Here is a 19,713-nt window from a genome sequence, read left to right on the forward strand (position 1 = left end):
CTCGGGTGGTTGCTTGCCTCAATATACTCCTGACTATAACATGCCTGATACTCTTCGGAATATCGCAACGACTGCGTTGTGGTTAATAGCAAATTGAGTAAGGCCAGGATGTCAAACACGCCCATCGAGCTTAAAGGCAGTAGCTTCACCTTATCAGTGGTTCATTTGCATGATGCAAAACCCGAGGTTATTCGTCAGGCGTTAGAAGACAAAATCGCGCAGGCTCCCGCTTTTCTGAAGCACGCCCCCGTCGTCGTCAATGTCAGCGGTCTTGATGCCCCTGTTAACTGGAAACTTCTCCAGCAGGCAGTGTCATCGACCGGGCTGCGCATTGTCGGCATCAGCGGTTGCAAAGATGCCGAACTGAAAGCCGACATTGACCGCGCAGGGCTGCCCATTCTGACGGAAGGCAAAGAAAAAGCCCCACGTCCGGCACCTGTTGCCGTGCAACCCCCCCCGCCGCCGGTGCAGAACGTTACACCTGTCACAAAAACGCGATTGATTGATGTGCCGGTTCGTTCCGGTCAGCGGATTTATGCACCAAACTGTGATCTGATTGTTACAAGCCACGTCAGCGCCGGTGCAGAACTCATTGCGGATGGCAATATTCACGTCTACGGTATGATGCGTGGGCGTGCGCTTGCAGGTGCAAGTGGCGATCGGGATGCACAAATATTTTGTACTCACCTGACGGCGGAACTGGTTTCCATCGCAGGTGAATATTGGCTGAGCGACAAGATCCCAGCCGAATTTTATGGCAAAGCGGCTCGTCTGCGACTGGCAGACGACGCGTTGACCGTTCAACCGTTGAATTGATCCCTTTTTAACAAGGAATTTCTATGGCACGCATTATTGTTGTTACTTCGGGTAAAGGAGGCGTTGGCAAGACCACCTCCAGCGCGGCCATCGCTACTGGTTTGGCCCAGAAGGGAAAGAAAACCGTCGTTATCGATTTCGATATCGGCCTGCGTAACCTGGACCTGATCATGGGTTGTGAGCGTCGCGTTGTGTATGACTTTGTGAACGTCATTCAGGGCGATGCCACACTGAACCAGGCGCTGATTAAAGATAAGCGCACCGAGAATCTCTATATTCTCCCTGCCTCTCAGACACGTGATAAAGATGCCCTGACCCGCGAAGGCGTGGAAAAGGTGCTCGACGATCTGAAAAAGATGGAGTTCGACTTTGTGGTCTGTGACTCCCCTGCCGGTATCGAAACAGGTGCACTGATGGCGCTCTACTTCGCTGATGAAGCGATCATCACCACTAACCCTGAAGTGTCATCCGTGCGTGACTCTGACCGCATTCTGGGTATCCTCGCGTCTAAGTCTCGTCGTGCGGAAAATGGCCAGGACCCAATCAAAGAGCACCTGCTGCTGACCCGTTACAACCCAGGTCGCGTGAACAAAGGTGACATGCTGAGCATGGAAGACGTGCTGGAGATCCTGCGCATCAAACTGGTGGGTGTTATCCCGGAAGATCAATCCGTGTTACGCGCCTCTAACCAGGGTGAGCCGGTTATTCTGGATACGATGGCAGACGCAGGTAAAGCTTACGCCGATACCGTTGACCGTCTGCTGGGAGAAGAACGTCCTTTCCGCTTCATTGAAGAAGAGAAGAAAGGTTTCCTCAAACGCCTGTTCGGAGGATAAGTTATGGCATTACTGGACTTTTTTCTCTCGCGGAAAAAAAGCACCGCCAACATCGCTAAAGAGCGTCTGCAAATCATCGTTGCGGAGCGTCGTCGTAGTGACGCCGAGCCACATTACCTGCCGCAGCTGCGCAAGGACATCCTGGAAGTGATCTGTAAGTATGTGCAGATAGACCCGGAAATGGTCACCGTACAGCTGGAACAAAAAGACGGGGATATTTCGATTCTGGAGCTGAACGTGACGCTTCCGGAAGCGGAAGAATCACGTTAGTCAGGTTTTATTTTTGTAGCCCCGGTAAGCACTAGCGCCACCGGGGAGATGTGCCGGGCATGGTTTCATGACCCGGTATATTTTATCGCGGATACCCTTCCAGCAGCGTATTCAGGCGATCGGCCATCAGTTCCCCGCGCCAGCCTGCCATCATTTCCGGTAATCCATTCTGTGTTTTCAGCTTCCAGTGCCAGTTCAGCAACTGATTGATCTGACGACGCGACGCCAGCAATTCAGCGCCCAGTTTGCTCTCAGTTGCCACTTCCTGCACCAGTGCCTTAATGTCTTTGAACGCTTTGCGGTAACCCGGCATGTCCATCAGGTTCAGCAGCGGCTCTGGCAGCGCGTCATCCGGCGTTTGCTGGGCTTTTTCCACCAGCGCCAGCAGGGTTTTACCGTGGAAACGGATTTCGCTTCCGGACAGACCAATGCTGTCCAGCTCGCCCATACTACCCGGCATATAACGCGCAACCGCCCAGAGATGTTCTTCACGAACCACAAAGTTAACGGCCAGATCGCGCTCGCGCGCTTTACGCAGGCGCCAGTCAGCCAGCAACTGCAAACAGGCCAGCTGACGCGTACGCAACTGCCACGCGTTGCTGATGTCACGCCAGGCCTCTTTCGGATCAACCACTTCCTGACGACGCTGTTGTGTCATACGACATTCGTCCAGCGCCGCAGGCAACCAGCCAGATGCTTCGGCTTCTTTCATCAGCTGGCCGGCAATCGGCAGCAGATAAAACACGTCTGCAGCGGCATATTCCAGCTGACGTTCGGTTAACGGGCGCGCCAGCCAGTCGGTACGGGATTCGCTTTTATCCAGTGCGATCCCCGTGTACTCCTCAACCATGGCCGCGAAACCCCATGAGAGCGGACGATTGCTGAATGCCGCCAGGATCTGCGTATCAATCAGGGGTTGCGGCATGATGCCAAAGGTGTTGAGAAACACTTCCAGATCTTCACTGCCGGCGTGCAGGTATTTGGTGACGTCAGTATCCAGCAGCAGCTCACGCATCGGCGACCAGTCGGTAATACCAAGAGGATCGATAAGTGAAACATGTTTACCGTCGTACATCTGAATCAAACCCAGCTGCGGGTAGTATGTACGGGTGCGGACAAACTCGGTATCCAGCGCGATGGCGGGAAAGTCACGCGTAACCTCGCACAGCGAAGCCAGCTCGTCGTTGGTGGTGATCATCTGGTAATTCAAAACGGTTTCTCTTTTGTTTGCGCCCATAAAAAACGCCGGCTAAACCGGCGTCTGGGCGATTAGCGTGAAGCTCATGCCTTATTGTCCACTTTGGCACGGGCTTCGTCACGTAATTCTCGTCGTAATATCTTCCCGACGTTGGATTTCGGCAGTTCATCGCGAAACTCAACCAGCTTCGGCACTTTGTAGCCCGTCAACTGACGGCGACAGAAGGTGATCAACTCCTCTTCGCTGAGGGACGCATCTTTTTTGACCACAAAAATCTTCACCGCTTCACCGCTGCTGCCAGAAGGTACACCCACGGCCGCCACTTCCTGCACGCCAGAGTGTTGCATGACCACGTCTTCAATTTCGTTCGGATAAACGTTAAATCCGGACACCAGGATCATGTCTTTCTTACGGTCAACGATGCGCAGGAAGCCCTCTTCATCCATCACGGCAATATCACCGGTGTGGAGCCAGCCATTTTTGATTATCTCATCCGTGGCATCCGGGCGCTGCCAGTAACCCAGCATCACCTGTGGGCCTTTCACGCACAACTCCCCAGGCTGACCGGGTTCGACTTCGTTATCGTCGTCGTCAACCAGTTTGGCTTCTGTCGACGGAACAGGCAGCCCGATACTGCCACTGTGGTAGTCAATATCGTGCGGGTTTACGCTGACCAGCGGTGCGCATTCTGTCAGGCCGTAGCCTTCCAGAAGATACTGTCCGGTGAGTTTCACCCAGCGTTCGGCAACGGCCTGTTGCACCGGCATCCCGCCGCCAGCGGACAGATGCAGCGTTGAGAAATCGAGCTGCTGGAACTCTTTGTTATTCAGCAGCGCGTTAAACAGGGTGTTTACCCCGGTCATGGCGGTGAAGGGATATTTCGCCAGCTCTTTCACCAGCCCTGGGATGTCTCGCGGGTTGGTAATCAGTACGTTCTGGCCGCCGAGCTCAATAAACAGCAGGCAGTTCATGGTCAGCGCAAAAATGTGATACAGCGGCAGCGCGGTGATCACCAGCTCTTTACCCGGATGCAGCAGCGGCCCGTAGGTCGCATTCACCTGTTCGAGGTTTGCCAGCATGTTGCGGTGGGTCAGCATCGCCCCTTTGGCCACGCCGGTGGTACCGCCGGTGTATTGCAGGAAGGCCAGGTCTTCTGACACCACCTCCGGCTTAACGTACTGCATACGATAGCCCGCGTGCAGCGCACGGCGGAAGGAGATAGCATCCGGCAGGTGGTATTTTGGCACCAGACGCTTGACGTATTTGACGACAAAGTTAACCAGCGTGCCTTTGGCGGTGGAGAGTTGATCCCCCATGCGCGTCAGAATGACGTGTTTCACCTGGGTTTTGTCGACCACTTTTTCCAGCGTATGGGCAAAGTTGGATACAATCACAATCGCGGCCGCGCCGCTGTCGTTCAGTTGGTGCTCCAGCTCGCGCGGGGTATACAGCGGGTTGACGTTGACGACAATCATCCCGGCACGCAGGATACCAAACAGCGCCACCGGGTATTGCAGCAGGTTGGGCATCATCAACGCGACGCGGGCCCCTTTTTGCAGCCCCAGCCCTTCCTGAAGATAGGCCGCAAACGCGCGGCTACGCTCCTCAAGCTTACGGAACGTCATTACCTCGCCCATATTCACAAATGCGGGCTGGTCCGCGTAGCGCCTTACCGAGTGCTCAAATAATTCAATCAGGGATTGATAACGGTCAGGATTGATCTCCGCAGGGACATCTGCGGGATAACGGTTAAGCCAAACCTTCTTCAATGCATCACCTCTGAAATGAGTGTTCGTCGTCATCACAACCCCGATAATAAACAGTTTGTTAACATTATATTAACTCAGCGTACCAGTTTATTAATTGTTCAGATTTAAGGTTGCGAAGCGCGTCACTCTTTTTTTTAGTTTTATCCGTAAAAAAACAGAGACAGCGGCTGAGCCGCTGTCTCTTTCCTATTAATAACAGTTAGTTACTCGGTTACAACAGTCTGAACATGCGCCGGACCAGGGTTATACCAGCCCCATCCCGGATAGCCATAACGGTATGGATGTGGGCCCCACATCCACGGATCGATAGGCTGTGGTGGCATAATCACCTGCTGCTCAAGCCGCCAGCGTTTATAACCGTTGACCTGCATGGTCATGAATTTATACGGCGTACTGCCGATTTTGCCCTCTACCGTGCCGGTAATGGGGCCGACAACGGTCACCAGCTGTCCGCGGAAATCAACCGGGTCGAGGAAGCCGCTGACGTCAGCATAAATACGCCCGCGCGAGGCTTCGCCCAGGACCGGTCTTGCGCCGCTATCCAGAGGAACGGTGGCGATCTCCAGGCGGGTTTTCCCCTGCTGGTTTAAGACCTCAACCACCTTGCCGCCAAAACGCGCTTCCTGACCAACGTAGAGCTCAGGCGCATTCATCACGCGCACCAGATCCTGCTGCGGCGTTGGGCTTGTTCCCTTAATCGCATCAGGAACGGTAACGCACCCGCTCAGCGCTGCGGCAACAATACCCGCCATCATCAGACGTACTACTTTAGTTTGAACCGCCATGGTGCGACTCCTTTTTCTCAGTTCCTGTTACTGAGATTCACTCGCGGCCTGGAAGTTTCTTCCACGCGACCGTGTTTCGCAAATAAACTGGTTCAGCTTGTTCAACTGCAACGGTTTTTCCTGCGCTGAGCAGCTGGCAAGCGATAGGTAACATGTCTTCCGCGGCAGGCAGAAGCATGTTGCCGTCTACCAGCGTCACGCCAGTATCGTTCGCCATTTCCGGCCATGCTGGCCAGCCAGTGCCTACCGTCGCCCATTCGCCTGAAAGCTGTTGCAGACGTTCGGTTACGGCTTCAGGTTTAAGTACTGCTTCCGTCTCTTCACCGTGCCAGACGCCGTTTTCGTCACGGGTATATTCCGCCCAGTAAACTTCGCCCATACGTGCGTCAATGGCCGCCAGCACGCGGGTTGCACCGGTCATGCGCCATGCGCCCTGCGCCATGGTTGCCAGTGTAGAAACACCGATCATCGGCAGTTCTGCGCCCAGGGCAAGCCCCTGCGCAATGCCGATACCGATACGTACGCCCGTAAAACTGCCCGGGCCACGGCCGTAGGCCAGCGCATCAAGATCGGTTAAGGCGGTGTTACCCTGGGTGAGGATCTCTTTTACCAGGGGCAAGATCCGTTGGGTATGTTCTCGTGGGCACTCTTCGAAATGAGCACAGATAGCACCGTCGTTCCACAGGGCAACAGAACAGGCCTCTGTGGCGGTATCAATAGCCAGAATTCGCATGAGTCGTCGCGCTCTCGCAGTGGTCAGTCACAAAATGGCGCGCATTTTAGCACACCCCGGAGCAAATTACTCCGCCGTTGGGTTCGCAAGGAACCGAACCGCGCGTTTAATGTCCCGCGTGCGCGGCGCGGGCGGCAGGCTCGCCAGGAAAGTGGCACCATACGGGCGCATCACCAGGCGGTTGTCGCAGATAACCAGCACGCCACGGTCGGTGACATCGCGAATAAGACGCCCTACCCCTTGCTTCAGGGTAATCACCGCATCAGGCAGTTGCACTTCATCAAAGGGATCGCCGCCCCGCAGGCGGCAGTCTTCCATGCGCGCCTTCAGTAACGGGTCGTCCGGCGAGGTGAACGGCAGTTTATCGATGATCACCAGCGAAAGCGCATCACCACGCACGTCTACCCCTTCCCAGAAACTGCTGGTTGCCACCAGCAGGGCATTACCGGCGCTGACAAACTGTTGCAACAGTTGCCCTTTGCTGGTTTCCCCCTGGAGCAGTACCGGTAAAGTCATGGTGGCACGGAACTGTTCTGCCAGATCGCGCATCATGGCGTGGGAGGTACAGAGCATAAAGCAGCGGCCATTGTTGGCTTCGATCATCGGTTTCAGCATTGCCGCCAGGTGGCGCGCTGCGCCGGGCTGGTTTGGCAGCGGCAGATTGCGCGGGACGCAGAGCAGTGCCTGTTTTTCATAATCAAACGGGCTTGGCAGCAGCAGAGATTCGGCCTGCTCAATCCCAAGACGCTCGGTAAAGTGATGCAAATCGTCATTCACCGACAGCGTTGCCGAGGTGAAAATCCAGCTCCCCGGCTTTTGCGCCATCACCTCTTTGAATTTATCCGCCACGGTCAGCGGCGTCAGGGCCAGGGTGAAATGGCGTGAAGTACATTCGTACCAGTAGCTGAATCCTGGCTGGTTAATTTCTTTAAGTCTTTTCAGACGGCCACGATACACCGCCGCGCGCTCAAAAGCGGCGTCGAGCAACGCAGAGCGCCCAAGCGAGAGCTTCGCTACGTCATAGCAAAGCTCCAGCGAATCATCCAGCAACAGCAAAGCGCGCTGGATATTTTTATCGGCCAGCAGTTCACGCAGGTTACCGCGATAACCCGGCTCCCCAAGCTGTAAGCGGAAATCCTGCGCACTTTGCGCCAGCCGGTCGGCACATTTTTGCAGTTGTTGGGTGTCTTTTAATTCCGTGCGATAGGCAATGGTGAAATCTTTCGCCAGGTCCAGCAGCTGACGGCTGGAGATCGACTGGCCAAAATACTGGCTGGCAATATCCGGCAACTGGTGCGCTTCATCAAAGATCATGACGTCGGCTTCCGGGATCAGCTCGCCAAATCCGCTGTCCTTCACCACCATATCCGCCAGAAACAGATGATGGTTTACCACCACCACATCCGCATCCATGGCCGTTTTACGCGCCTTTACCACGAAACAGTCTTTATACAGCGGGCAGTCGCTGCCAAGGCAGTTATCGTTGGTGCTCGTCACCAGCGGCCAGGCCTGCGAGTCTTCCGCCACGCTCGCGCAGGTGCTGATATCTCCGTCTTCAGTCTGATTCGCCCACGCCCGCAGGATGATGACATCACTCAGGGTTTGTACCGGGAGATCTCCCCCGGCCAGCGCCTGCTGCTCCAGACGCTCAAGGCAAAGGTAGTTGGAGCGGCCTTTCAGCAGTGCCAGTCGCCCTTTGTATTTCAGCGCCTTCGCCACCGTGGGCAGATCGCGGCTATAGAGCTGATCCTGTAACGCTTTAGACCCCGTGGAGATGATCACTTTCTTTTTTGCACGCAGCGCCGGGGCCAGATAAGCATAGGTTTTACCTGTTCCGGTACCCGCCTCAACCACCAGCGGTTGTGCATTGTCGATTGCGTGCGCAACGGCGTGCGCCATATGGCGCTGAGGCTCACGCGGCTTAAAGCCGGGGATCGCCTGTGCTAATTGACCATCTGCTGAAAAATCGTCTGCCACGGTGCTCTCTCACTGTATTTTTACACAGGGATTATGTCAGCCCACTCTCGCCAGTGCCACCCCAAATAGTGACGAGGCGAGAACAATATGGCAGTCTTGCCGCCTGATACGAAAAATAACGAGGAAACGTTTATGACAATTGTGCGCATTGATGCCGAAGCCCGCTGGTCTGATGTGGTAATCCATAACCAGACGCTGTACTACACCGGCGTGCCGGCAAACCTGGATGCCGATGCCTTCGAACAGACGGCCAACACCCTGGCACAGATTGACGCGGTACTGGAAAAACAGGGCAGCGACAAATCCCGCATTCTGGATGCGACCATTTTTCTTGCCAGTAAAGATGATTTTGCGGCGATGAACAAAGCCTGGGATGCGTGGGTCGTGGCGGGTCACGCGCCTGTACGTTGCACCGTACAGGCCACGCTGATGAAACCGGAATATAAGGTAGAGATTAAGATTATCGCGGCGGTCTGAGCCCGATTACTCTTCGTCTTCATCCTCGAAACGCGCCACGATCCGCTCGCCGGTATGGGTGGCGCGAAGTTCATCAGCCACCTGTGCGATAGCCTGACCGCTGCTCATCCCCTGGGACATCAGCTCCTGGATTCGCTCAACCGCTTTCTGCTGCTGCTCATGGCTCAGAGAAGGTAAACCTGCAAACATCGTCAACTCCTGCTAAATTGTCTGCGCTAATTATTTCACGCTGCCCGGTAGTTTGCCACACATGAAGATGCGCTTTCCCACTGTCATGACTTTACCCTGGCGTTCTGACGCCGCTGAATTCTGGTTTGCACGCTTAAATCACCTGCCTTTTGCGATGTTGCTGCATTCCGGCCATGCAGACCACCCTTATAGCCGCTTTGATATTCTGGTGGCCGACCCGCTGAAAACGCTGACGACGAATGAGCTGTCGTTATCGGACGATCCGCTGATGCACCTTCAGCAAGAAATTAACGCCCTGGGCTTATCTGCCGTGCCGAATCCGGACTTCCCCTTTCAGGGAGGCGCGCTGGGCCTGTTTGGCTACGATTTAGGGCGCCGTTTCGAAACGCTGCCCGAGCTTGCGCAGGCGGATATTTCCCTGCCAGACATGGCTGTGGGGCTGTATGACTGGGCGTTAATTGTTGATCACCAGAAAAAAACGGTTTCACTCCTGAGCCATCGTGACGTTCATGCGCGTCTTGCCTGGCTTGAGGCGCAGCAGCCTGCACCGGCAGAGACGTTCACGCTGACCTCAAAATGGCGTTCGAACATGACCGAACAGGAATACGCGGATAAATTCGCCCGCGTTCAGGCCTACCTGCAAAGCGGTGACTGCTATCAGGTTAACCTTGCGCAGCGATTCCAGGCGACGTATCAGGGGGATGAGTGGCAGGCGTTTACTCGTTTGAATGCCAGCAATAAGGCACCGTTCAGCGCGTTCCTGCGCCTGGAGCATGGCGCGATTTTAAGCCTGTCGCCTGAGCGTTTTATTCATCTGTCGGAAGGGATCATTCAGACCCGGCCAATTAAGGGTACATTACCGCGTCTTGCAGATCCTGCCGCAGACCGTCAGCAGGCAGAAAAACTCGCCGCCTCCCCGAAAGACCGGGCGGAGAATCTGATGATTGTGGATTTGATGCGTAACGATATTGGCCGCGTTGCGAAACCCGGCAGCGTGCGCGTACCTGAGCTGTTTGTCGTAGAACCCTTCCCGGCCGTACATCATCTGGTCAGTACTATTACCGCACGCTTGCCGGAATCGCGTACCGCCTGTGACCTGTTGCGTGCCGCATTTCCGGGTGGTTCTATTACCGGTGCGCCAAAAGTGCGGGCGATGGAAATTATCGACGAACTGGAGCCTCACCGTCGCAACGCCTGGTGCGGCAGTATTGGGTATGTGAGCCTGTGCGGCACGATGGACACCAGCATTACCATTCGCACCCTCACGGCCTGCGACGGAGCGCTGTATTGCTCCGCCGGAGGAGGCATCGTTGCCGACAGCCAGGTTGAGGCGGAATATCAGGAAACCTTTGATAAAGTTAACCGTATCCTGAAACAACTGGAGAACTAACGGGTGGAGAAAGATAACCTGACGCTGGATGATTTTTTGTCACGCTTTCAGCTTTTGCGTCCGCAGACGCGCCGCGAAACCCTGAATAACCGCCAGGCCGCCGTGCTGATCCCGGTGGTACGGCGCGAGCACCCCGGCTTATTGCTTACTCAGCGCTCACCGCACTTGCGTAAGCACGCGGGCCAGGTTGCGTTTCCGGGCGGTGCGGTAGACAGCACCGATGCGTCGTTAATTGCCGCGGCGCTGCGTGAAGCGCAGGAGGAGGTCGCCATCCCGCCTGAGTCAGTGGAGATCATTGGCGTTTTGCCGCCGGTGGACAGCGTAACGGGTTTTCAGGTCACACCGGTGGTGGGCATTATTCCCCCCGACCTTCAGTACCACGCCAGCGTGGATGAAGTCTCTGCGGTATTTGAAATGCCGCTGGAAGAAGCTCTTCGCCTTGGTCGCTATCACCCTCTGGATATTCAGCGCCGTGGACATGCTCACCGTGTGTGGCTCTCCTGGTATCAGCATTATTTTGTCTGGGGCATGACGGCGGGCATCATTCGTGAGCTGGCGCTGCAAATCGGCCTGAAGCCTTGACTATACTTTACATTCCACCCTTTTCTGCCAGGTTTGCGATCGCTGTCGCGCTATTAGCAAAACAGGTGTTATCCATTAGTTTAATTCATGTGAATAGTTAAGCCGAGGCCAGTGTTCCCTCTTACACTATGCGCAGTTATAACATCGTTACTGGAAACCCGGTAACCCTGTCAGGAGTGTGAAAGTGATTAGTATATTCGACATGTTCAAAGTGGGAATTGGTCCTTCTTCTTCCCATACTGTAGGGCCGATGAAGGCCGGTAAACAGTTCGTCGATGACCTGGTCGAAAAAGGATTACTGGAAAGCGTTACCCGTGTTGCCGTGGATGTCTACGGCTCGCTGTCATTGACGGGTAAAGGCCACCACACCGATATCGCCATTATTATGGGTCTGGCAGGCAACATGCCGGACACCGTTGATATTGATGCCATCCCGGCATTCATCCGCGACGTTGAAACGCGCGGTCGCCTGCTGCTGGCAAACGGCCAGCACGAAGTGGATTTCCCGCAGGATGACGGAATGCGTTTTCGCAGCGACAACCTGCCGCTGCATGAAAATGGCATGACCATCCACGCGTGGAACGGCGAAAAAGAGATTTACAGCAAAACGTACTACTCCATCGGCGGTGGCTTCATCGTGGATGAAGAGCATTTTGGCAAAGACAGCGCTGGCGACGTCAGCGTGCCGTATCCGTTCAAGTCTGCCACCGAGATGCTAGCGTATTGCAAAGAGACGGGTCTGTCGCTCTCCGGCATGGTGATGCAGAACGAACTGGCGCTGCACAGCAAGAAAGAGATTGAAGACTACTTTGCTAACGTGTGGCAAACCATGCGTGCCTGTATCGATCGCGGTATGAATACCGAAGGCGTGCTGCCTGGCCCCCTGCGCGTGCCGCGCCGTGCCTCTGCTCTTCGCCGGATGCTTGTCACAACCGATAAGTTCTCTAATGACCCGATGAATGTGGTCGACTGGGTGAACATGTTTGCCCTTGCGGTAAACGAAGAGAACGCCGCAGGTGGCCGTGTTGTTACAGCTCCAACCAACGGCGCGTGCGGTATTGTTCCTGCGGTGCTGGCCTATTACGATCACTTTATTGAATCTGTCAGCCCGGATATTTATATCCGTTACTTCCTGGCGGCAGGTGCGATTGGCGCGCTGTACAAAATGAACGCCTCTATCTCTGGTGCCGAAGTGGGTTGCCAGGGTGAAGTGGGTGTGGCCTGTTCTATGGCCGCAGCCGGTCTTGCGGAACTGCTGGGCGCAAGCCCTGAGCAGGTATGTGTTGCTGCCGAAATCGGTATGGAGCATAACCTCGGTCTGACCTGTGACCCGGTCGCAGGCCAGGTGCAGGTGCCGTGTATCGAGCGTAACGCAATCGCATCCGTGAAAGCGATCAATGCGTCACGCATGGCGATGCGCCGTACCAGCGAACCACGCGTATCGCTGGATAAGGTTATCGAAACCATGTACGAAACTGGTAAAGACATGAACGCCAAATATCGCGAAACCTCGCGTGGCGGGCTGGCCATTAAGGTGCAGTGCGACTAATACCTCGCTCTCGCCCATCTGCCACGGATGGGCGAATTTTTCCCTTCTTTCTCGTCGCCTTACCATTTCCCCACTACACTTTCTCTGTTGCTTCTGGCTTTTGGTGCTGGTGGCGTATCAGGCGACCGTTTTATGCAAACTGCACAAACGATCATAAAAAACTACCGCCGAAAACGCGTTATCGTCAGTGTCACGGTCGCGCTTCTTACGCTCACCCTTACGCTGGGAATTCGGTTTATTTCACAGCGCAATTTAAATCGGGAACAGATCCGCGACTTTACCAGCCACACCGTGAATTCAATGGATAAGGTTATACTTTCGTTAGAAAAACGTCGCGGGGTGCTGCAATCGCTGGTCGGCCAGCCCTGCACGCAAGCCCATCTGGTGCTGCGAAAACAGGCCGCCATTCTGCAAACCGTCCGCTCCATCGCCCTGGTCAAAGATGGTGTTCTGTACTGTTCGAGTATTTTCGGCACACGGGACGTTCTGGTGCACGAGATACAGCCCACGTTACCCGCTAACGCCCCCCGGCTCATTTTATCGACCGACCAGTGGCTGCTGAAAGGCAGCCCAATCCTCATCCAGTGGTATCCCGTTTCACAAAGTGGTGAAGACGGGGTGATGGAGATAGTCAACATCGACCTCATCACCCGAATGATGCTGGAGCCGCAACCCCCGCTGATTACTGACGTTGTCCTGACCGTGGGCGACAACTTCCTGCGCTACGGGCAACAGGTGACGGATACCCTGACCTTTGATGATGGCAATTCCCTCCTGCACAAAGCGTCATCACACTATCCTTTCAGCATTACGGTAAGTGGCCCCGGCCCCGGTAAACTGGCGCTGAAAAACCTGCCAACTCAGTTGCCGCTGGCACTCATGCTCAGCCTGCTGCTGGGCTATGTTGCCTGGCTTGCTACGGCCAGGAGAATGAGTTTCACGTGGGAAATTAACATGGGGCTGGCGGCACGCGAATTTGAACTCTTCTGTCAGCCGCTGGTGAATGCCCGAACACAGAAATGCGTTGGCGTTGAAATTTTACTGCGCTGGAATAACCCGCGTCAGGGCTGGATCTCACCCGAAGTGTTTATCCCTCTGGCAGAAGAACACAACCTGATCGTCCCGCTCACTCGCTATGTGATTTCCGAAACGGTTCGCCAGATTGGCTTTTTCCCCGCGTCCTCTGGGTTTCAGATAGGCATTAACGTTGCCGCCAGCCATTTTCGCCGCGCCACCCTGCTACAGGATCTCAACCGTTCCTGGTTTAACGCGCATCCGGTGCAGCAGCTGGTTATCGAATTGACTGAGCGCGATGCGCTTATGGATGTGGACTACCGGATAGTGCGCGAGCTTCACAATAAAGGGGTGAAGCTTGCCATCGATGATTTTGGTACCGGAAACAGTTCGCTCTCCTGGCTGGAAAAGCTGCACCCGGATGTGCTGAAAATCGATCAGTCATTTACTACTGCAATTGGTACGGACGCGGTGAATTCGACCGTGACGGATATCATCATCGCGCTCGGTCAGCGGCTGAATATTGAACTGGTTGCAGAAGGTGTGGAAACCGGGGAGCAGGCGCAGTATTTGCGCCGCCACGGTGTGGATATCTTGCAGGGATTTTTTTACGCCCGGCCAATGCCGCTGCGGGAGTTTCCTAAATGGCTGGCGGGGAGTTCGCCCCCGCCAGCGCGTCATAACGGGCACATCGTGCCTTTAATGCCGTTACGTTAGAAACACTTACTCATCTTCGTCGTGTGCAGATTGCTCTTTAACAATACGCACCAAATCAACACGGTAGTCGTTCGCTTCGACAATCGTGATGTGCAGCGGCGGCAGTTCGATGACGTCACCGATACGCGGAATTTGTCCGTTCACCGAGATGACCAGACCTGCCACGGTGGCAATGTCTTCTTCATCGTTGACCACGTTTTCCACGCCCAGCGTATGGGATAAGGCGTGCAGGTCGGTGGTCCCTTTGACCAGCCATCCGTCACCATCGGCGACGATTTCCGGGGTTTCATCCGCATCCGGGAATTCACCGGCGATGGCTTCCAGCACGTCCAGCGGCGTGACCAGCCCCTGCACAACGCCAAACTCGTTGGTGACGATAACAAAGCTGCCACGGGCACGACGCAAGACGCCCAGCAGATTAATCGGGTCTAGCGTTTCCGGCACCACGATAGCAGGCGACGCAGCTGCAATGGCTTCAACGTTGCCACCCTCTTCCAGGGCCACCAGCAGCTCTTTCGCACGCACGATACCGACAATCTCGTCCAGTTCACCACGACACACCGGGAACAGGCTGTGTGGCGATGAGAGCAACTGCTGGCGAATTTCATCCACGCTGAGGTTCGCGTCTACCCAACTGATTTCACCGCGCGGGGTCATGATCCCACGTAGCGAACGGGAGGCCAGAGAGAGCACACCGTTAATCATGTAACGCTCTTCTTCGACAAACGCCCCTTCAGGCACCGGAACCGGGTTACGGTTATCTGAATCAGACTGTACGTTCACCTGACGGCGACCGCCCATCAGACGCAGAATGGCATCTGCCGTGCGGGCGCGCAGCGGCTGATTCGACTGCTGTTTGATAAAGTTACGGCGCGCAATCTGGTTAAACAGCTCGATAATGATCGAGAAGCCAATTGCGGCATACAGGTAACCTTTCGGAATATGGAAGCCAAACCCTTCTGCCACCAGGCTCAGGCCGATCATCAGCAGGAAGCTCAGACAGAGTACAACCACCGTCGGGTGCTGGTTCACAAAGCGCGTCAGCGGTTTAGACGCCAGCAGCATGACCGCCATCGCAATGACAACAGCCGCCATCATGACCGGCAGGTGGTTCACCATACCGACCGCAGTAATCACCGCATCCAGCGAGAACACGGCATCCAGCACCACAATTTGCAGGACCACAACCCAGAAGCTGGCATAGCCTTTACCGTGGCCATCATCATGCTGTCTGTTCTCTAACCGTTCGTGAAGCTCCGTCGTCGCTTTGAAAAGCAGGAATATCCCCCCGACCAGCATGATCAAATCACGGCCGGAGAAGGTGTAATCCATCACGGAGAACAGCGGTTTGGTCAGCGTGACCATCCACGAAATGACGGACAGCAGCGCCAGTCGCATAATCAGCGCCAGCGAAAGGCCGATCAGACGCGCTTTATCACGCTGTTTCGGCGGCAGTTTGTCCGCGAGAATGGCAATAAACACCAGGTTATCGATACCGAGAACAATCTCCAGTACCACCAGCGTGAGTAATCCCACCCAGATTGACGGGTCCATTAAGAATTCCATGACAAGCTCCTGCTAAAGGAATGACGAAACGGTGCCCCACTCAACGTGGGCAAATCAAGGGTAGACAGAATTGATGCGTGGCGAGAAACGCCGGTGAAAAAGGCATGAAATAGCCTGAAAGATGTCTGACGTCGGTGACGGTCCATACAGTGGGCTACTGCCCTATACTCCTGAACAATTAAACGGAGGCTAAACATATCAGAGACAATGGGTTTTTAGCAAAGATTTACGTTCCTTTGCAAACATCTGTAACACAAGTGCTTTAACTTACAGGAATTTCTGCGATGCGTAGCTAAATTACGGATCTTCATCACATAAATTATTTTTTCACTATCTAAAATAATTCGCGGAAGTCTTAGTTAATTTAACTCTAACCCTTATCTGAATCGATTCGGTTCACCTAATACGATTCTCAGTACGAATGCCTGGCAGACGTATTAATGATAATAAAAGGAGGTAGCAAGTGACCATTGCTATTGTAATAGGCACACATGGTTGGGCTGCAGAGCAGTTACTCAAAACAGCAGAAATGCTGTTGGGCGAGCAGGAAAACGTGGGCTGGATCGATTTCGTTCCCGGTGAAAACGCCGAAACGCTAATTGAGAAATACACTGCTCAACTGGAGAAGCTGGATACCAGCAAAGGCGTGCTGTTTCTCGTCGATACATGGGGCGGCAGCCCGTTCAACGCTGCCAGTCGCATTGTCGTCGATAAAGAGCACTATGAAGTCATCGCCGGGGTTAACGTGCCGATGTTGGTAGAAACCTTCATGGCGCGTGACGACAATCCGTCTTTCGATGAGCTGGTAGCATTGGCCGTTGAAACCGGTCGCGAAGGCGTGAAAGCGCTGAAAGCGCAGCCGGTTGCGAAGCCAGCTCCAGCGGCCGTAGCACCAAAACCCGCCGCACCCGCGAAACCGATGGGTCCGAATGATTACATGGTTATCGGCCTCGCGCGTATCGATGACCGTTTAATCCACGGCCAGGTGGCAACACGCTGGACCAAAGAAACCAACGTTAAACGCATTATCGTGGTCAGCGACGAAGTTGCCGCCGACAAGGTGCGAAGCACCCTTCTGACTCAGGTTGCTCCACCGGGCGTAACCGCGCACGTTGTGGATATTGCCAAGATGCTCCGCGTTTATAACAACCCGAAATATGCGGGTGAGCGCGTGATGCTGCTGTTTACTAACCCGACAGACGTCGAGCGCATTGTTGAAGGCGGCGTGAAAATCTCCTCCGTTAACATTGGTGGTATGGCTTTCCGTCAGGGGAAAACTCAGGTCAACAACGCGATTTCAGTCGATGAGAAAGATATCGAAGCATTCAACAAACTGAATGCACGCGGTATTGAGCTGGAAGCCCGTAAAGTTTCCACAGACCAGAAACTGAAAATGATGGATTTGATCGGCAAAGTTGGGAAATAACCCCGCGCTGATTTTTCACATAAAGCTTATGTAATAGGAGAAGTGCAATGGAGATTACCACTCTTCAGATTGTGCTGGTGTTCGTCGTCGCATGTATTGCGGGTATGGAATCCGTACTTGATGAATTTCAGTTCCACCGCCCTCTGGTGGCCTGTACGTTGATTGGTGCCGTTCTCGGTGATATGAAAACCGGTATCATCATCGGTGGTACCCTGGAAATGATCGCCCTCGGCTGGATGAACATCGGTGCGGCGGTTGCGCCAGATGCCGCACTGGCATCCATTATTTCTACCGTTCTGGTTATTGCTGGTCACCAAAGTATCGGTGCAGGTATCGCGCTGGCAATTCCACTGGCAGCAGCCGGCCAGGTACTGACCATCATCGTTCGTACCATCACCGTAGCCTTCCAGCACGCGGCGGATAAGGCGGCCGAAAATGGCAACCTGACGGCGTTGTCCTGGATCCACGTTTCATCCCTGTTCCTGCAAGCAATGCGTATTGCAATCCCGGCCGTTATCGTTGCTATCTCTGTCGGTACCAGCGAAGTGCAGAGTATGCTGAACGCCATTCCTGAAGTGGTGACCGGCGGCCTGAACATCGCAGGTGGCATGATCGTGGTAGTAGGTTATGCGATGGTCATCAACATGATGCGCGCAGGCTATCTGATGCCGTTCTTCTACCTCGGCTTCGTTACCGCTGCGTTCACCAACTTCAACCTGGTTGCTCTGGGTGTAATTGGTGCGGTCATGGCGATTCTCTACATCCAGCTCAGCCCGAAATACAACCGCGTAGCGGGTGCTCCGGCACAGGCTGCTGGTAATAACGATCTCGATAACGAACTGGACTAGCAGGTGAGCGAAATGGTTGATATGACAAAAAATACCACTGAGAAGAAACTCACTCCGGGTGATATTCGTGGCGTGTTCATCCGTTCTAACCTGTTTCAGGGTTCATGGAACTTCGAACGTATGCAGGCGCTTGGCTTCTGCTTCTCCATGGTACCGGCAATCAAACGCCTGTATCCGGAAAACAACGAAGCACGTCGTCAAGCGATTAAGCGTCACCTGGAATTCTTCAATACCCATCCTTACGTAGCGGCACCGGTTCTGGGCGTTACCCTGGCGATGGAAGAACAGCGTGCTAACGGCGCAGAGATTGACGATGGTGCCATCAACGGTATCAAAGTGGGTCTGATGGGGCCGCTGGCAGGCGTGGGCGACCCAATCTTCTGGGGTACTGTTCGTCCGGTATTTGCGGCGCTTGGCGCAGGTATCGCGATGAGTGGTAGCCTGCTCGGCCCACTGCTGTTCTTCATCCTGTTCAACGCCGTGCGTCTGCTGACCCGTTACTACGGCGTGGCATACGGCTACCGTAAAGGTGTGGACATCGTTAAGGACATGGGCGGCGGCTTCCTGCAAAAACTGACCGAGGGGGCGTCTATTCTCGGCCTCTTTGTCATGGGGGCGCTGGTTAACAAGTGGACGCACGTGAACATCCCGCTGGTGGTGTCGACCATTACTGGTCAGGATGGTCAGACTCGCGTTACCACGGTGCAAACCATTCTGGATCAGCTGATGCCAGGCCTGGTTCCACTGCTGTTGACCTTCGCCTGTATGTGGCTGCTGCGTAAGAAAGTTAACCCACTGTGGATCATCGTTGGCTTCTTCGTCATCGGTATCGCGGGCTACGCTGTCGGCTTGCTGGGTCTGTAAGTTACTGCGTTATATACCGGGGGCTTGCCCCCGGTTTTTTTATCTGGAGGATGAATGACTGCCACGGACATCGTACTGGTTCTTTTTATTGCCGCCCTTCTGGCTTACGCCATTTATGATGAGTTCATCATGCCCCGCCGCCATGGCGAATCGTTGCTCACCATCCCTCTTCTGCGCCGTAACCGCATCGATGCCGTCATCTTTGTGGGTTTACTGGTCATTCTGATTTACAACAACACCATGAGTCACGGTGCATTATTAACCACATGGTTATTATGTGCGCTGGTATTAATGGCGATTTATTTGTTCTGGGTCCGCTCACCAAAGATCATCTTTAAAAGTCAGGGATTTTTCTTTGCCAATGTGTGGATAGAATATAACCGCATTAAAGAGATGAATTTATCGGAAGATGGTGTTCTGGTGATGCAATTAGAACAACGCCGCCTGCTTATTCGGGTCAAGAATATTGAAGACCTTGAAAAGATATACAAATTACTCGTTAAAACTCAATAAGTTACATTTATAGCACTGGCTATATATTGCGGTATTTTCACGCAAAGAATATAGCCTTAGCTATATTAAGAACCCCAAAAACACTTATATTCATTAACGATAACTTTACGCTTAAATCTAAATGAAAATCGTTATCAACTAGTTAATAGAATAATACTTTTCTGTTGTTGTTTTATATTCTAAAAATATGTTAA

At 54.1% G+C, this 19,713-nt stretch carries 19 protein-coding genes; 12 read left to right on the top strand and 7 right to left on the bottom strand.

The window, feature by feature from the left end:
• Positions 1-108: 108 nt before the first annotated feature.
• The 3 genes from minC to minE are packed head-to-tail and all read left to right on the top strand — an operon-like array spanning position 109 to position 1,922.
• Positions 109-816: a septum site-determining protein MinC gene (gene minC / locus M987_RS18530; protein ID WP_014070638.1), complete on the top strand. Its 708-nt coding sequence runs from the start codon at positions 109-111 to the stop codon at positions 814-816.
• 23 nt (positions 817-839) lie between these two features.
• The gene (gene minD, locus M987_RS18535; RefSeq protein ID WP_014070639.1) at positions 840-1,652 is read left to right on the top strand and encodes a septum site-determining protein MinD; all 813 of its coding nucleotides are present in this window, start codon (positions 840-842) and stop codon (positions 1,650-1,652) included.
• Between the two features lie 3 nt (positions 1,653-1,655).
• Positions 1,656-1,922: a cell division topological specificity factor MinE gene (gene minE, locus M987_RS18540; RefSeq protein WP_003859937.1), complete on the top strand. Its 267-nt coding sequence runs from the start codon at positions 1,656-1,658 to the stop codon at positions 1,920-1,922.
• Between the two features lie 82 nt (positions 1,923-2,004).
• On the opposite strand, the gene rnd is transcribed toward minE, so the two are convergent.
• The 5 genes from rnd to yoaA form a co-directional block, all read right to left on the bottom strand.
• On the bottom strand, positions 2,005-3,120 hold the full coding sequence (gene rnd, locus M987_RS18545; RefSeq protein WP_128738929.1) for a ribonuclease D: 1,116 nt from the start codon (positions 3,118-3,120) through the stop codon (positions 2,005-2,007).
• Positions 3,121-3,203: 83 nt separating this feature from the next.
• Positions 3,204-4,889 (bottom strand): long-chain-fatty-acid--CoA ligase FadD, encoded by a 1,686-nt coding sequence (gene fadD / locus M987_RS18550; RefSeq protein ID WP_074392890.1) that lies wholly within the window; start codon positions 4,887-4,889, stop codon positions 3,204-3,206.
• Between the two features lie 203 nt (positions 4,890-5,092).
• Complete coding sequence (locus M987_RS18555; RefSeq protein ID WP_014070642.1) at positions 5,093-5,674, bottom strand: Slp family lipoprotein; 582 nt, start codon at positions 5,672-5,674, stop codon at positions 5,093-5,095.
• A 37-nt stretch (positions 5,675-5,711) separates the two neighbouring features.
• Positions 5,712-6,407, bottom strand: coding sequence for a tRNA (adenosine(37)-N6)-threonylcarbamoyltransferase complex dimerization subunit type 1 TsaB (tsaB, locus tag M987_RS18560; protein ID WP_014070643.1), 696 nt, complete (start codon positions 6,405-6,407; stop codon positions 5,712-5,714).
• Between the two features lie 66 nt (positions 6,408-6,473).
• On the bottom strand, positions 6,474-8,384 hold the full coding sequence (gene yoaA, locus M987_RS18565; protein ID WP_014070644.1) for a DNA repair helicase YoaA: 1,911 nt from the start codon (positions 8,382-8,384) through the stop codon (positions 6,474-6,476).
• Between the two features lie 132 nt (positions 8,385-8,516).
• On the opposite strand from yoaA, the gene M987_RS18570 reads away from it, so the two are divergent.
• Positions 8,517-8,861: a RidA family protein gene (locus tag M987_RS18570; protein WP_041162240.1), complete on the top strand. Its 345-nt coding sequence runs from the start codon at positions 8,517-8,519 to the stop codon at positions 8,859-8,861.
• A 6-nt stretch (positions 8,862-8,867) separates the two neighbouring features.
• On the opposite strand, the gene M987_RS18575 is transcribed toward M987_RS18570, so the two are convergent.
• Positions 8,868-9,050: a YoaH family protein gene (locus M987_RS18575; protein ID WP_014070646.1), complete on the bottom strand. Its 183-nt coding sequence runs from the start codon at positions 9,048-9,050 to the stop codon at positions 8,868-8,870.
• A 61-nt stretch (positions 9,051-9,111) separates the two neighbouring features.
• Between M987_RS18575 and pabB the strand changes: the two genes are divergently transcribed.
• The 4 genes from pabB to M987_RS18595 all read left to right on the top strand — a co-directional run bounded on the left by pabB (position 9,112) and on the right by M987_RS18595 (position 14,302).
• The gene (pabB, locus tag M987_RS18580) at positions 9,112-10,440 is read left to right on the top strand and encodes an aminodeoxychorismate synthase component 1 (protein ID WP_014070647.1); all 1,329 of its coding nucleotides are present in this window, start codon (positions 9,112-9,114) and stop codon (positions 10,438-10,440) included.
• Positions 10,441-10,443: 3 nt separating this feature from the next.
• Entirely contained in the window at positions 10,444-11,022 is a 579-nt protein-coding gene (locus tag M987_RS18585; RefSeq protein ID WP_014070648.1) for a CoA pyrophosphatase, read from the top strand.
• A 184-nt stretch (positions 11,023-11,206) separates the two neighbouring features.
• Positions 11,207-12,571 (top strand): L-serine ammonia-lyase, encoded by a 1,365-nt coding sequence (gene sdaA / locus M987_RS18590; protein WP_014070649.1) that lies wholly within the window; start codon positions 11,207-11,209, stop codon positions 12,569-12,571.
• 132 nt (positions 12,572-12,703) lie between these two features.
• Positions 12,704-14,302 (top strand): EAL domain-containing protein, encoded by a 1,599-nt coding sequence (locus M987_RS18595; protein ID WP_014070650.1) that lies wholly within the window; start codon positions 12,704-12,706, stop codon positions 14,300-14,302.
• A gap of 6 nt (positions 14,303-14,308) precedes the next feature.
• Here the strand turns inward: M987_RS18595 and yoaE are convergent, their stop codons facing one another.
• Positions 14,309-15,868 (bottom strand): CNNM family cation transport protein YoaE, encoded by a 1,560-nt coding sequence (gene yoaE / locus M987_RS18600; RefSeq protein WP_014070651.1) that lies wholly within the window; start codon positions 15,866-15,868, stop codon positions 14,309-14,311.
• Positions 15,869-16,331: 463 nt separating this feature from the next.
• Between yoaE and manX the strand changes: the two genes are divergently transcribed.
• From manX to M987_RS18620, 4 genes are read left to right on the top strand one after another with little or no spacing between them, the layout of a single operon-like run.
• Positions 16,332-17,294 (top strand): PTS mannose transporter subunit IIAB, encoded by a 963-nt coding sequence (manX, locus tag M987_RS18605; RefSeq protein ID WP_014070652.1) that lies wholly within the window; start codon positions 16,332-16,334, stop codon positions 17,292-17,294.
• A 47-nt stretch (positions 17,295-17,341) separates the two neighbouring features.
• Positions 17,342-18,142 carry a PTS mannose transporter subunit IIC gene (manY, locus tag M987_RS18610; RefSeq protein WP_008500490.1) on the top strand — a complete coding sequence of 267 codons (801 nt, stop codon included), beginning with the start codon at positions 17,342-17,344 and terminating at the stop codon, positions 18,140-18,142.
• Between the two features lie 12 nt (positions 18,143-18,154).
• A complete protein-coding gene (locus M987_RS18615; protein WP_014070653.1) occupies positions 18,155-19,006 on the top strand; it encodes a PTS mannose transporter subunit IID in 852 nt (283 codons plus the stop codon).
• A gap of 54 nt (positions 19,007-19,060) precedes the next feature.
• The gene (locus M987_RS18620) at positions 19,061-19,519 is read left to right on the top strand and encodes a DUF986 family protein (protein WP_014070654.1); all 459 of its coding nucleotides are present in this window, start codon (positions 19,061-19,063) and stop codon (positions 19,517-19,519) included.
• The last annotated feature ends 194 nt before the right edge of the window (positions 19,520-19,713 follow it).

It is taken from the genome of Enterobacter soli ATCC BAA-2102, assembly GCF_001654845.1.
Classification (GTDB): Bacteria; Pseudomonadota; Gammaproteobacteria; order Enterobacterales; family Enterobacteriaceae; genus Enterobacter; species Enterobacter soli.

Excerpts from the sequence above, each read along its gene's own strand:
- minC (WP_014070638.1), top strand. The coding sequence starts at position 109 with ATGTCAAACACGCCCATCGAGCTTAAAGGCAGTAGCTTCACCTTATCA.
- minD (WP_014070639.1), top strand. The coding sequence starts at position 840 with ATGGCACGCATTATTGTTGTTACTTCGGGTAAAGGAGGCGTTGGCAAG.
- minE (WP_003859937.1), top strand. The coding sequence starts at position 1,656 with ATGGCATTACTGGACTTTTTTCTCTCGCGGAAAAAAAGCACCGCCAAC.
- rnd (WP_128738929.1), bottom strand. The coding sequence starts at position 3,120 with ATGATCACCACCAACGACGAGCTGGCTTCGCTGTGCGAGGTTACGCGT.
- M987_RS18555 (WP_014070642.1), bottom strand. The coding sequence starts at position 5,674 with ATGGCGGTTCAAACTAAAGTAGTACGTCTGATGATGGCGGGTATTGTT.
- tsaB (WP_014070643.1), bottom strand. The coding sequence starts at position 6,407 with ATGCGAATTCTGGCTATTGATACCGCCACAGAGGCCTGTTCTGTTGCC.
- M987_RS18570 (WP_041162240.1), top strand. The coding sequence starts at position 8,517 with ATGACAATTGTGCGCATTGATGCCGAAGCCCGCTGGTCTGATGTGGTA.
- M987_RS18575 (WP_014070646.1), bottom strand. The coding sequence starts at position 9,050 with ATGTTTGCAGGTTTACCTTCTCTGAGCCATGAGCAGCAGCAGAAAGCG.
- pabB (WP_014070647.1), top strand. The coding sequence starts at position 9,112 with ATGAAGATGCGCTTTCCCACTGTCATGACTTTACCCTGGCGTTCTGAC.
- M987_RS18595 (WP_014070650.1), top strand. The coding sequence starts at position 12,704 with ATGCAAACTGCACAAACGATCATAAAAAACTACCGCCGAAAACGCGTT.
- yoaE (WP_014070651.1), bottom strand. The coding sequence starts at position 15,868 with ATGGAATTCTTAATGGACCCGTCAATCTGGGTGGGATTACTCACGCTG.
- manY (WP_008500490.1), top strand. The coding sequence starts at position 17,342 with ATGGAGATTACCACTCTTCAGATTGTGCTGGTGTTCGTCGTCGCATGT.
- M987_RS18615 (WP_014070653.1), top strand. The coding sequence starts at position 18,155 with ATGGTTGATATGACAAAAAATACCACTGAGAAGAAACTCACTCCGGGT.
- M987_RS18620 (WP_014070654.1), top strand. The coding sequence starts at position 19,061 with ATGACTGCCACGGACATCGTACTGGTTCTTTTTATTGCCGCCCTTCTG.